The sequence below is a fragment of the Lancefieldella rimae ATCC 49626 genome (assembly GCF_000174015.1).
Classification (GTDB): domain Bacteria; phylum Actinomycetota; class Coriobacteriia; order Coriobacteriales; family Atopobiaceae; genus Lancefieldella; species Lancefieldella rimae.
Genome location: NZ_ACFE01000001.1, coordinates 164,015 through 176,565, shown reverse-complemented (window position 1 = coordinate 176,565; position 12,551 = coordinate 164,015). Strand labels below are relative to the sequence as shown.

Below are 12,551 nucleotides of genomic sequence, written 5' to 3'. Positions count from 1 at the left end.
AAGGTCAGTAATGTTTAATCTTGTATTAGTAGAACCAGAGATTCCTGCCAATACTGGCAATATTGGTCGCACCTGTGTTGTAAGTGGTACGCATCTGCACCTAGTTGGCCCCTTGGGTTTCTCACTTGATGATAAAAGCCTCAAACGTGCAGGTATGGCATATTGGAAAAGTCTAAACGTTTCTGTCTATGACAATTGGAATCAATTTGTAGAGAAGAACGGTTTAGCCGATATGCCTAACGTATCAGCAGACGATTTTACACACGATGTTAACGATGGTGCTGTAGATAAACCTCGCCTGCATTTTCTTACTAAAAAAGCCAAGAAGACGTATACGCAGGCAACGTATCGTGATGGTGATTATCTCATTTTTGGCAAAGAAAGCCTAGGACTATCCGAGGAACTTCTTGCTAAGTACGCAGACGAGTGCGAGAGAATTCCGATGTTGCAAGACTCTGTCAGTCTAGTTAACCGTGAAGACTGGAGCCAGAAGCACGACGCACTTGACGGTGAGGATCAGTACTCTCATCCTGTGCTTTTACAGCAGGATATCTGTGGGAACTTTATTGACCCTAACGAGTTTTCGGTCAGCGCACTCAATGTCTCAAATGCGGCTGCCATTGTGCTGTATGAGGCGCTGAGGCAGATTGGTTTTCCAAGAATGGATGTCTAAAAACTAGCCTATTGAGTTTGTTTATGATACAGAACGAAAAAAGCACCAAGAAAAACTACAGAGGCAAGATGTGTGTTAATTAAAATCCGACAGCACCACTAGATGCTGCTGGATTATTAAATTAAAGCTGTTGTTTAATTACTATAAAGCAGTGAGGAACGTTAAACCGCCCAAAATTACACCAGCAGTATTTGGAATAATAAGAATCCAGTCCTTTTTGGGCTCTTTAGTCCAACCATAGATGACCCAAATTAGACAAGAAACTGCTGCAAATAGTGGTTGAAAAGGTTGAGCCTTTACTCCCTGTAGGTTTGCAATAATTTGTGGAATATAAGCGATAAAAACAAATACTCCGATAAAAGCTCCGATAGAGCCTACAAATAGATTAATCTGTTTCTTTGACATAAACACCTCCTCCTTCGTTATTTTACTACTCGTGAAATTAGAATTTAATGTTATTGCTTTAGTTAGAAGATTGGTTTACAGATTTATACCCAAAGCAATGAAGTTCATTAGGCTTTTCTGATTGGATGTCTGATCACGGTTTTTAGTTTTTCAGGAGCTACCTTACGCACATCACTTAGGTAAACTTCATGATGCATGCGCTCATCGTTGATGTCTAAAACGTATCCCTGGTTCTCCATGTATTCATGCATGAGTGAAACAGTTTCAGGCTCGTTATTGTAAGGTCCAATATGCATGCATTGTACACAGAGGCCTTCATCATAGGTAAAGAATTCTACCTTAGAAAAATCTAACTTCTTTTTCTTAGTTGCTTCAGCAACAGCCCAATCAAAATCTTCTTTGGTAACAAAGTCAGGCAGGCGAATAACTGAAATCCACTTGAAGTTTTCTTTATGTGCGTAATCAACGCCCTGAGTATCCTCTTGCCACCAGAAGCCCTCTAATGGAGGAACAACAAAATCAAAGTATCCTTCAATATGATGTGTACTCTTTTTGCTCATTTTGATGGCATAAGCAACGCCGTAAAGCAGACCTATTGACTGCTTGTATTCACCATCTTCTACGTTGGGATCTCCAGATCCTCTTACCGCAAGATAATTAATAGGCGGAATAGTTATTAAGCTGGGCTTATTTTTTGGTGCATATAGCTCTTTAAATTCCTTTTTGAAGTCAAAAGCCATTCTTCATCTCCTTTACGAAAGGTTAGCGAAAGCAGTCCTATCGTAACAAACTATGTTTTTTATAAAGAAACCGCCTTAGTAAGCTCACGTGAAAGTTTTGACTTCAGCTCATCTAGTTCTACTGGAGAAGGACGAGTGGAGTCGTCATACATCTTCTCCATGGGATACCACCAGACGGGACCTTTGCCGTTATGTCCATATTTTCCAAGGTCGCCGGCTACTCTGGGGAAGAGATGCCAGTGAAGATGAGAGTTGCCGTTGCCAAGGAGCTCGTAGTTCATTTTTTCGCATGGGAACGCACGCGATACAGCTTCTCCAACAAGCGACATCTCTTTGAGAAAGTTAAGCTTGAAGTCAGCGTCTAACTCATGTAGTTCTGTAGCATGTTGTTTGCAGAGGAAGATTGTATAACCCTTGAAATGTTGATTATCTCCCAGGACGACATAGCCTGTTTCTAATTCTTTAACAAAATAAGGATTGTTGCCTGCTTTGATCATTTGGATTCGGTCGCAAATCAAGCACATAGGGTTTCTCGTCTCCTTACAATCTATATAGTACAACGTAATATTTCATGGTTTAAAAATTGAGAAAAGAATAAATGACGTTTTACATACAATTTATTCTTCCTTATATTCCAAAAGAAAATCACAACAATCACCACCGTGTCCTATGGTTTTTGTACGACCCCAGATGAGATTTGGGTGCAGGTTGCCATATCCTGCGTCATCACTATCGCAGTATGCAGAAGTTATTTCTGGACAGCCATACCGTTTACATATCTCGAAATATGGACATCTGACAATATTGATTCGAGCTTCATTGTCATGGCTTTCTGGAAGCTCATAGACAAATCCTGCGTTTGGTTGACAGCTTTTCTTAACGCCTGCCACAAAAAGGTGAGGGAATTTCCGAGCAAGGCCAAACGTTTTAATGGTTCTCTGGAAAAAAGGCACTCTTTTAGCAGCAAGTCGTTGGAAATACTCGCGGATATACCAGACGGCCTTTTCTTGAGAAATACCCTCTGACCTCATGGCTTCATATACTGCAATTCCAGGATAAATGCGCTTATATGAATGAGATCGGAGCTCTTTGGAATCCGACGAGTTTTCTGCACGTAGAGCTTCATATCGGTTTTGCGCTGACCGTGCGATTTGGGCTGCTTTGACTTCACCCACATCTTCGGAGACGATTTTGCAGGTTTCTTTGATAAGCCGTTGTACCCTCATACGCACCTCACATTTTGTTGAAATGTTTTGATGTTCAAAAGACTGAGTTAAAGCTGCCTCTAGTATTTTACGCTCTTAACCTTTGGCATAAAAGCACAAGACGTGGCAAATCAAGAATACTTGGTTTCATAAACCTCAAAAGTAAGACCCTAAAGCTAAACTGAATATGTACCATATCTATGGTGAGTACAAAGCAATCAGAAGAGAGCGGGTTATGGCTGACAACAATTCAATCAATTGGGCAAACGAGAGCGTTTTCTACCAAATTTATCCCATTGGGTTTTGCGGTGCACCACGCGAGAACGACGGTGTACTTGAACATAGAATTCTCAAGGTCGTTGACTGGATACCTCATCTGACGAGGCTTGGCTGCAATGCCGTGTACTTCTCGCCCGTATTTGAATCGGATAGGCATGGTTACGATACGCGTGATTATCAAAAAATCGATGTGCGCTTGGGAACGAATGAGGACTTTGCCAACGTGTGCGCAGCACTTCACGAAGCAGGTATTCGTGTGGTGCTTGACGGTGTGTTTAATCACGTCGGCCGCGGCTTTTGGACATTTCAGGACGTGCTGGAAAAGCGAGAGCAATCCCGTTACAAAGATTGGTTTTTTATAAACTTTGGCGGCAACGATGCCTATGGGGACAACCTGTGGTATGAGGGTTGGGAAGGCCACTATGACCTGGTAAAACTGAACCTGCACAATCCTGAGGTAGTACAGCATCTCTTTGAGTCCATCAGGCTATGGACTGAGCAATTTGACATCGATGGGATCCGTCTTGATGTGGCATATCTGCTTGATGAGGGCTTTTTGCGACAGCTGCGTTCGTTTTGTGACAGCCTGAAACCTGATTTCTTGCTGCTTGGAGAGATCCTCGGTGGAGACTACAAGCGCATCGTCAATCCCGACATGCTTGAGAGCTGCACAAACTACGAATGTCAAAAGGGGCTGTATTCCAGCTTTAACGACCTTAACCTGTTTGAAATTAACTACTCCCTCAACCGGCAGTTTGGTGAGGGCGGTATATACCAAAACACACATCTTTTGTCGTTTGCTGACAATCACGACGTTACGCGCGTCGCAACAATACTCAAAGATAAACGTCACCTGCCGGCACTCTATGGAATTCTCTTTGGCATGCCTGGCATTCCCTGTGTGTATTATGGCAGCGAGTGGGGTGCTGTAGGCGATAAGCACGACGGAGACGACGCGCTGCGTATGAGCTATCCCACGCCTGAATGGAATGAGCTTACCGCGTTGATTTCGCGGCTCGCAAAGCTTCATCGCAAACAAAAAGCGCTTCAATATGGTGGTTATCGACAGGTCTTTCTTACCAACCGACAGTTGGTTTTTGAGCGCGCGTGTGATGGCGAGAAAATCTGGGTTGCCGTCAACGCTGACGAATGCGACTTTGACGTACCGCTTAATGGGGGAGCGGCGCAAGAGTTACTTACGGGAGAGTCTGCTGACCTGTCAGGTACTGTGAAGTTGCCGGCATTTAGCCTTTCGTACTGGAAGCTTGGAATTCCGCTGGATGTTACCACTCCACTGCCGAATGAAGAGTCTTTAGAGGCTAGCTTTGACGCAGAAACTCCAACGCACTGAGAAGCGATGGCTCAATGCGCCAGGCAAGTGCACGCACCTCGTCGCTTGGCTGCTTTAAGTCCGGAATGCAGATAACAGGGATGCCCGCTGCATGAGCAGCGCGAACGCCAGCTTCGGAGTCTTCAAACACGACGCATTCACCGGGCTTCTCGCCAAGCTTTGATGCAGCTTTCAAAAAGATATCGGGAGCGGGTTTGCCATATTTGACCTCATGGCTGAACGTGAGTTCATTAAAAAAATCACGCAGACGATTGTTTGTCAGGATGATCTCCGCACGAGGAACTTTGCTTGAAGTGGCAAGGGCGAGTTTTGATCCCTGGTCTTTAAGGTAGGAAAGGATTTCTTGAGCTCCGGGTTTTGCAACAATCTCTCCTGCTCGTTCAAACTCCAACCGGTGAAGCTTATCGGCCAGCTCTTGCTCGGTCCAAGGCAGCCCATAGCGCTCTTTCAGATAATGAATGCTGGGCTCAGCCGGCTGTCCGCAACAATGCGTTGCGTATTCCTGCTTTGTAAGTTTGACACCAGCTTCGGCAAGTACGTCACGAAAGATGGCATACGAGACGATCTCACTGTCGGTAAGCAGGCCGTCCATATCAAAGATAAAAGCATTTTTGTTCATAGGTACCATCCTTTGCTTCAACGGTGCGTTCAAAAGAACTGAGCTGGAGCATTTTTTGCAGAACTTATCAGAGACGTTTCCCCTCGATGTACTTGTTTTGCCAGCGAAGTTCAGCCTCACTGGGTTTGACATTCCATTCCGAAAAACCATTGTAACGCGAAGTTACAAGATCATCTGCCATCTCAAGGATAACATCCGCAAGTTCAAGGTTTTTAATCCAGCGTGTGTCAATGCGATTGAAGCCGACGATTGAGCCTATAAGATTGCCCGTGACCGCTCCGGTGGAATCGCTGTCGCCGCCATGATTGACTGCTGCGCGCACCGCCGCATCAAAGTCGTCGAGGTGTTTGCATGCGCAGTACACGGCAATCGCAATGGTCTCTTCACCTACCCAGCCTTCTCCGAGCGAGAGTACTGCATCCAAGTCCTTCTCGCCAGATTCGGCAAGGTCAATGGCTTGTTTTAGTAAGGCTATCTGCGCTTCGACATCCTCTTTGAACTCGGAAAATTTTTCTTTAAGCATTGTGTAGCACGCGAGAAGTGCTTCTTTGAAGTCATCTTTTGTGACCTGCGGGTTGTCTCGATGGGTAAACGTCGAAACAAGAAAAGCAAGTACTGCGGCAGAGATAAAACCAAGCGGATGCGTATGGGTAATGGCGGCCGCTTCGGCGGCGTTTTGAGCGGCCTGGACCGGATTTTCATTAAAAATTCCTAAAGGAGCTACACGCATGACTCCGCCGCAGCCCTTGCTGTTGTTAATGACGTTATCAAGACTTCCGTGCGCTCCATTGGCAAGAGCGGTCAGACAGGTGCGACCGGGAGCTCGCCACGCATGGAGTTCAGGAACTTCAAGCAGCCAAGAGGGAAGAGGGGTGTTGGTAAAATCAGGTACCTGCGTATGGAGCCAGTCCAGGTAAGCATCTCTGATATACACGCTGGGAGCGGCGGAAATCCCACGATAGAGTGCTCTGGTATAGCCAAAGAGCAGGCCGTTAGCCGTGAAGAGCGTCATCTGCGTATCGTCGCTGATGAGGGCCTTGCCTGTTGCGGCATCAAGGTCAAATTCTTGGATACCCGCGGCACCATAGTGCTTGAATATTTCTTCTGTGGCGAGAAACTCCACGGGCACGCCAAGCGCGTCTCCAACGGCTCCTCCCACAAGGCAGCCTCGGACTGCATCAGCAAAGATTTGCTTATCCATACTCACACTCCCATCGCTCGAAACCACCATGACTATATCGTTACCGTATCTCAATAGCGTAAGTCTACCTTAGGCTGTTAAGTCCGTAATCGGAACGACATAGATACCGTCTGAGGTCTGATAGGTCATTTCGGATATACCGCCATTTCTATTTTCCGAATATACCGTTTACGAAAACCTTTTCCCTGTTGCTTGCTAAAAAAGCGGGGGGGGGTAATCTCTGACTGTCAGTTACTTTTATCTGAGAAATATTTCGAAAGGAATACTAATGAATAATCCTCTTGCAGAACTCGAAGATTTAAACCCGGAAGAAGTTTTTAATAATGCAGTCATAACAGCAGTAAAGCTACCGGGAGCCCGAATAAATCGTGAGGAGTTTCTTAGGGCATCATTTAAGACTAAAGTTGATGAAAAAACATTACAGAAAATTATAGATACATCTCCAGAGAAGGCCGGTGTAAGCATACGAGTAATAGATGAAGCTTCAGAAGGTTCGATTAAGTTTGAGACAGCAAAAGTTACCGCACTTTCAGCGGCGGCCGGTGCTCCCGGAGGTCTTGCGGTGGCCGCAACAATTCCTGCTGACTTGGCACAGTATGTCGTTCATGCTATGAGAATTTCACAAAAGCTTGCATATCTCTATGGATGGCCAGATTTCTTTGATGAAAATACTAGTGAAATTGATGAAGCAACAAAGAATATGCTCATACTCTTTATGGGCGTTATGTTTGGCGCCGGTGTAGCAAACGAAGCTATTGGAAAAATTGCCGAGCAAATGGCAAAACAAGTAGCGAAAAAGTTACCACAAAAGGCTCTTACTAAAGGTGTTGTGTATCCCGTGGTAAAGAAAGTGGCGGCGTTTATTGGTGTAAAGATGACAAAGGACGTCTTTGCAAAAGGTGTATCAAAAATCGTTCCACTTATTGGCGCTGCAGTTTCAGGAGGAATTACACTGGGTACTTATTATCCCATGGCAAAGAAACTGGAAAAATATCTCCAAACAACACCCCTTGCAGATAGTACTATTTACTCATCTTCATCTATTGAGATTGATCCTGAGTTCATTGACGTTGATGATAAAGAACCAGATGCAGTAATTGAACAAAAAGGTCAGTTAAACGAAGATATTTAATAGTAAGTACTACAGCATCTCAAAATGACTTCGGTGTACCTTAATGACGCCTTGACGAGCCAAAGAAGAGATAACGGCGCTTAAGGCGCTTCGATCAACTCCAAGGTAGTCGGCAAGTTGCTGCCGATTGAACGGAATGTCAAACTCACGCGAGCCTTCCATCTGGGCTCGCGTGTTTAGGTATGCAAGTAATTTACCACGAATGCTTTTAGGGGCAGCATCTTGAATACGTCGTGACAGCATGACGTTCTTTTCGGCAACCGATTGCAAAAGATTGGTAGTCAGGCGATCAAGTCCTGCACACACCGCGCATACGTGTGTCGTAAGCTGTCGCACGTCTAAAAGGAGCACCTCGGATGTTTCCGATGCCACGACGCTCGTCAGCAGAGGCACGTTGCCCAGTACCGCATACGCTTCGCCGAACATCTCGCCTGCATGAAATGCACCCATGACAGAAATGTTTCCCTGCGCGTCGGATCCCTCAACGTGAACGGAACCTTGAAGCACAATTCCAAACTGGTGCGACTTCTGACCTGCACAAAAGATTGTCTCTTCACGTTGATAGCTCCGTACCTTTGCCTTGAGGTGAGCGAGAAGCGCTTCAAAATCGTTTTCGCTTACTCCTGCAAATGCTTTCGTCTTTGAAAGCAGGTTGTAATCAATGCTAAAACCAGCCACAGCACGTCCTTATCGCTAAAAATCATCAAATGTTGTAACTACAACATACATCATTACATAGTGGGAGCACTATAGAAAAGCCGAAAACGAATCGGAATTTGGAGAGGATGTTATGGAAGACAAGATGTTTTGTTTTCAATGTGAACAAACCGCAGCGTGTACAGCATGTACCGGTAAAGCTGGCGTTTGTGGCAAGCCCTTTGATGTTGCTTTTGCTCAAGATGAACTTACCGGAGCGCTTGTAGGATTGGCTCAGACAGAACTGGTGGCTCACAAGCGCACTCGTCGCGCTGACGAACTTATCGTTAATGGACTCTTTACCTGTGTCACTAATGTTAACTTTGACAAAAAGGCTGTTGATGCAATTACAACGCAGGTTCAAAGCGAAAAGAACCGTCTTGCCGCAGAAGCCGGTATAAGCGCTGCAGCTGATTTGCCACTAGGTGGCGTTTGGACTGACAATGAGGATATTCGTTCTCTGAAATCACTCATTCTCTTTGGCCTGCGCGGCATGGCGGCGTATGCCTATCATGCCCGCGTGCTCGGTAAAACAGACGAGCGTATTGATGCATTCTTTGTTAAGGCGCTGGCTGCTTTGGCTACCGAGTCCTCTGTTGACACACTTTTGTCTCTGACGCTTGAAGTAGGAGAGGTCAATCTCATTTGCATGGGTCTTTTGGACGACGCAAATACCGGTGCTTATGGTACTCCGACACCAACCGAAGTCACTCTCACTGTTGAACCAGGACCTTTTATTGTGGTTTCAGGACATGATTTGCGTGATTTGGAGACAATTCTCAAGCAGACTGAAAGCAAAGGCATTAACGTCTATACTCACGGCGAGATGCTTCCTGCTCATGGATATCCCGAGCTTCGTAAATATCCGCACCTCAAGGGAAATTTTGGTACTGCATGGCAAAATCAACAGAAGGAATTTAAAAATATTCCGGCTCCCGTTGTTTTTACCACTAACTGCCTAATGCCACCACGCCCCAGCTATAAAGATCGCATTTTTACAACAGAGCTTGTTGCCTTCCCTGAGCTTGTTCATATTGATGAGGTTAATGGCGAGAAGGACTTCACTCCTGTTATTAATAAAGCGCTCGAGCTGGGAGGATATGAAACCGCCCAAGAGTTTACCGGCATCAATGGTGGACATAAAGTCATGACAGGCTTCTCCCACGGTGCCGTTTTAAGTATTGCAGATAAGATTATTGATGCTGTTAAGTCAGGCGCTATCAAGCACTTCTTTGTAGTTGGCGGTTGCGATGGCGCACGACCAGGCCGCAACTACTACACTGAGCTTGTTGAGCAGACTCCAACAGACTCTGTGATTCTTACTGTTGCTTGCGGTAAGTTCCGCTTTAATGATCTTGACCTGGGAACTATTGGTGGTATTCCACGTATTTTGGATGTTGGTCAGTGCAACGATGCATATGGCGCAGTACAGATTGCTCTTGCACTTGCAAAAGCGTTTGACTGTAACGTTAACGATCTACCTTTGAGCTTTGTACTTTCTTGGTACGAACAGAAGGCTGTTTGTGTGCTTTTAACCCTTTTACACCTCGGTATCAAGAACATCAAGCTTGGGCCAACGCTTCCTGCTTTCATTAGTCCTGACGTCCTCAATATCCTCGTTGAGAACTATGGTATTGCTCCAATTGGTGAAGTGTCTGAGGATCTTGCGAAGATGCTGGCATAAGTAATTTTTATGTTTTGCTTAAAATCCTCTATGTAATTGATGATTACATAGAGGATTTCTTTCATTTACGGAAGCTTATTGCATAATTGCACAGATTTATGATCGTCGTGACTATGTGATACAACTTAAAAAATAAAATCGATTTTCTTTGCAGTCTTCTCGTCCTCAATTCTCTGCACTTGTGGCAAAATAGCTACTAACTTAGTAGCATTTACGGAACCAATTAAAGAGGAGAGGTTATGGCTAAAGTTGCAGTAATCGGATGCACGCATGCGGGCGTTTTTGCCACCACATCAATCTTGGCTGCGCATCCTGATTGGGAAGTCCACGTTTTTGAGCGCAACGACACCGTGTCGTTTCTGTCATGTGGCATTGCGTTGTGGGTAGGAGATCACGTCAGTGACCCCAACAAGATGTTCTACAGTTCGCCCGCGGCTCTTGAGCAGGCAGGCGCGCATGTTCACATGACGTCCGATGTAACGTCTGCCGACGTACGGACAAAACATGTGGCATGGACCGATCTCACAACGGGGGAGTCGCATGAAGATGACTTTGATTACCTTGTGGTAACTACCGGCTCCAAGCCCATTGTGCCACCGCTGCCCGGTATCGACGGTCCACGTGTCCTTCAGTGCAAGAACTGGGCTGACGGCAAGCGTATTCATGACGCTATAGGCAACGCCGCTTCCGCAGTTATCATTGGGGCGGGCTACATCGGCGCAGAACTTGCCGAGCAACTTTCCGAGCGCAACAAGCAGGTAACTCTTATCGACATGATGCCGCGTGTGTTGGCCAAGAATTTTGACGCCGAAATTACCGATCAAGTTGAAAACGCTTATCGTAGACACGGCGTCACGCTCGCCCTTGGCGAGAAGGTCATCTCCTTTAAAGATACCGGTGATGCGGTGAGCGTGATAACCGATAAGGGATCCTATATCGCCGACTATGCCATCTTGGGTATTGGTTTTCTGCCGCGTACCGATCTTTTTGTCGGCCAGCTTGACATGGCACAAAACGGCGCCATCAAGGTTGACGAGTATCTGCGCACTTCCGCTCCCGGCGTCTTTGCCGCGGGAGATTCCGCTTCCATTCTTTTCAACGTTACCGGCAAAGATGACTACATCCCGCTGGCAACAAACGCAGTGCGTCAGGGTTTGCACGTGGGTCCCAACATGGTTGAGCCAACTTTGCCCTATGCCGGTACACAGGCGACAAATGCCGTCCAGCTGTATGAGTATTCGATGTCCGCCACGGGTCTCACGGTAGAAAGCGGCAAGGCACGCGGCTATGAGTATGACTCTGTTACCATCACCGAGAATTACCGTCCAGAGTTTATGCTCACCAGCGAACCCGTGACGGTGACGCTGGTTTGGGAACCGTCTACGCGAGAAGTTAAGGGCGCGCAGTTCTTCTCGACACATGATGACGTGGCTCAGGCGGCAAATGTAGTTTCCGTGGCCATTGCCAATCACATGACCATTGACGCTCTTGCCGGTGTGGACCTTTTGTTCCAGCCAAACTTTACCAACCCTGTGAACTACATTGGATCTGCCGCCATGGCGGCCGTTGCCAAGGCTTCCGAAAAAGCATAACAAGGTTACAACCCTCAAATTAAAGGTGAGGAGACATCAACGCTCGATAAGTGCCTGTACATGCGAGCCGCTGATGTCTCCTCCGTCGGCCACAAGCGCTTCCATGAGCTGTGCAACAATTTCTTCGTCAACCGTGCCATTCAAAGTGTAGGTCGCCGCCGCCTTTGCCTCATCGGATCCGTTGCCAACACAAAACGAGTGAGGTGAAAGTTTAAGAAGCGTCAAATCGTTGCCAGAATCGCCGCAAAATACCACTTCATCGGGGGCTAAATTCAGATATTCAAGAAGAATCTTAAAACCGTCCGCTTTGCTGAAACCTTTAGGATTGACGTCATACCAGCCGGTATAAGGGCTCACCAGATCAATCTCTGGAATTTGTGTTAATACGTCGTCAAACATGGCTTCACGGGCCAACCGATCCTGAGGCGCCAATATACCGACCGAAATAAAATCCTTGTCGTGAGGTACCGTGTTGGGGCCTTGAGCTGCCGTAAAAGAATCGTAGTGTGCGTTGATATAATCAACCTGCGTCTGAGTAACTCCAAAAATCATCCATGCAGGCCTAATGGATACATCAAGTGGAGGCTCCGCTGGTCCTTCATCAAAATATGCCAGGTAGGTGTCCTTGTGCTTTGCGATGACCTGAAGAATTCGCTCAAGTGTCTTTGCGGGGAGCACTCGCTTGGCAACAAGTGTGCTCTTACCGTAAACCACTTTACCCGAGCCACAGATAGCCGTTTGCAGATAGCGTGCATCAAAACCATAGAAGGGGAGTGCGTCATAGGCAGAGCGTCCGGTAGCCGGACCAAAATCAATGCCAGCCTCTTTCAGAGCAGTAATTGCTTTCAGTGTACGCTTAGGTACCAGCGGTTCATTTGCCCGTTTGAGCGTCTCATCCATATCGGAAAGCACAAGTTTAATCATAGAATCCCTCAGGTGTTTCAATTGCAATAACAAGAGTGATTGTAGCGCAT

At 46.3% G+C, this 12,551-nt stretch carries 13 protein-coding genes; 5 read left to right on the top strand and 8 right to left on the bottom strand.

Annotated elements, in window-relative coordinates; translation table 11 throughout:
* The first annotated feature begins 10 nt into the window (after positions 1-10).
* Positions 11-673 (top strand): tRNA (cytidine(34)-2'-O)-methyltransferase, encoded by a 663-nt coding sequence (locus ATORI0001_RS00840; protein ID WP_003148416.1) that lies wholly within the window; start codon positions 11-13, stop codon positions 671-673.
* A 141-nt stretch (positions 674-814) separates the two neighbouring features.
* On the opposite strand, the gene ATORI0001_RS00835 is transcribed toward ATORI0001_RS00840, so the two are convergent.
* The 4 genes from ATORI0001_RS00835 to ATORI0001_RS00820 all read right to left on the bottom strand — a co-directional run bounded on the left by ATORI0001_RS00835 (position 815) and on the right by ATORI0001_RS00820 (position 3,044).
* On the bottom strand, positions 815-1,078 hold the full coding sequence (locus ATORI0001_RS00835) for a SemiSWEET family transporter (protein WP_035428211.1): 264 nt from the start codon (positions 1,076-1,078) through the stop codon (positions 815-817).
* Between the two features lie 107 nt (positions 1,079-1,185).
* The gene (locus tag ATORI0001_RS00830) at positions 1,186-1,818 is read right to left on the bottom strand and encodes a GyrI-like domain-containing protein (RefSeq protein ID WP_003148503.1); all 633 of its coding nucleotides are present in this window, start codon (positions 1,816-1,818) and stop codon (positions 1,186-1,188) included.
* A gap of 59 nt (positions 1,819-1,877) precedes the next feature.
* Positions 1,878-2,342, bottom strand: coding sequence for an HIT family protein (locus tag ATORI0001_RS00825; protein ID WP_003148582.1), 465 nt, complete (start codon positions 2,340-2,342; stop codon positions 1,878-1,880).
* Between the two features lie 93 nt (positions 2,343-2,435).
* The gene (locus ATORI0001_RS00820; RefSeq protein ID WP_003148704.1) at positions 2,436-3,044 is read right to left on the bottom strand and encodes an L-2-amino-thiazoline-4-carboxylic acid hydrolase; all 609 of its coding nucleotides are present in this window, start codon (positions 3,042-3,044) and stop codon (positions 2,436-2,438) included.
* A gap of 214 nt (positions 3,045-3,258) precedes the next feature.
* On the opposite strand from ATORI0001_RS00820, the gene ATORI0001_RS00815 reads away from it, so the two are divergent.
* A complete protein-coding gene (locus ATORI0001_RS00815) occupies positions 3,259-4,653 on the top strand; it encodes an alpha-amylase family glycosyl hydrolase (RefSeq protein ID WP_003148764.1) in 1,395 nt (464 codons plus the stop codon).
* Here the strand turns inward: ATORI0001_RS00815 and ATORI0001_RS00810 are convergent.
* Together ATORI0001_RS00810 and ATORI0001_RS00805 are read right to left on the bottom strand one after the other, a co-directional pair.
* Positions 4,622-5,272 (bottom strand): HAD family hydrolase, encoded by a 651-nt coding sequence (locus tag ATORI0001_RS00810; RefSeq protein ID WP_003148654.1) that lies wholly within the window; start codon positions 5,270-5,272, stop codon positions 4,622-4,624. The genes ATORI0001_RS00815 and ATORI0001_RS00810 overlap by 32 nt on opposite strands.
* 67 nt (positions 5,273-5,339) lie before the next feature.
* A complete protein-coding gene (locus ATORI0001_RS00805; RefSeq protein WP_003148243.1) occupies positions 5,340-6,473 on the bottom strand; it encodes an ADP-ribosylglycohydrolase family protein in 1,134 nt (377 codons plus the stop codon).
* 268 nt (positions 6,474-6,741) lie between these two features.
* Here ATORI0001_RS00805 and ATORI0001_RS00800 point away from each other — a divergent pair, with 268 nt between their 5' ends.
* Complete coding sequence (locus ATORI0001_RS00800; protein WP_003148328.1) at positions 6,742-7,605, top strand: EcsC family protein; 864 nt, start codon at positions 6,742-6,744, stop codon at positions 7,603-7,605.
* A gap of 9 nt (positions 7,606-7,614) precedes the next feature.
* On the opposite strand, the gene ATORI0001_RS00795 is transcribed toward ATORI0001_RS00800, so the two are convergent.
* Positions 7,615-8,283 (bottom strand): Crp/Fnr family transcriptional regulator, encoded by a 669-nt coding sequence (locus tag ATORI0001_RS00795; RefSeq protein ID WP_003148553.1) that lies wholly within the window; start codon positions 8,281-8,283, stop codon positions 7,615-7,617.
* A 112-nt stretch (positions 8,284-8,395) separates the two neighbouring features.
* Here ATORI0001_RS00795 and hcp point away from each other — a divergent pair, with 112 nt between their 5' ends.
* Positions 8,396-9,985: a hydroxylamine reductase gene (gene hcp, locus ATORI0001_RS00790; protein WP_003148310.1), complete on the top strand. Its 1,590-nt coding sequence runs from the start codon at positions 8,396-8,398 to the stop codon at positions 9,983-9,985.
* 239 nt (positions 9,986-10,224) lie between these two features.
* Entirely contained in the window at positions 10,225-11,577 is a 1,353-nt protein-coding gene (locus tag ATORI0001_RS00785; RefSeq protein WP_003148372.1) for an FAD-dependent oxidoreductase, read from the top strand.
* Between the two features lie 36 nt (positions 11,578-11,613).
* Here the strand turns inward: ATORI0001_RS00785 and ATORI0001_RS00780 are convergent, their stop codons facing one another.
* Entirely contained in the window at positions 11,614-12,501 is an 888-nt protein-coding gene (locus ATORI0001_RS00780; protein ID WP_003148497.1) for an HAD family hydrolase, read from the bottom strand.
* Between the last annotated feature and the right edge of the window lie 50 nt (positions 12,502-12,551).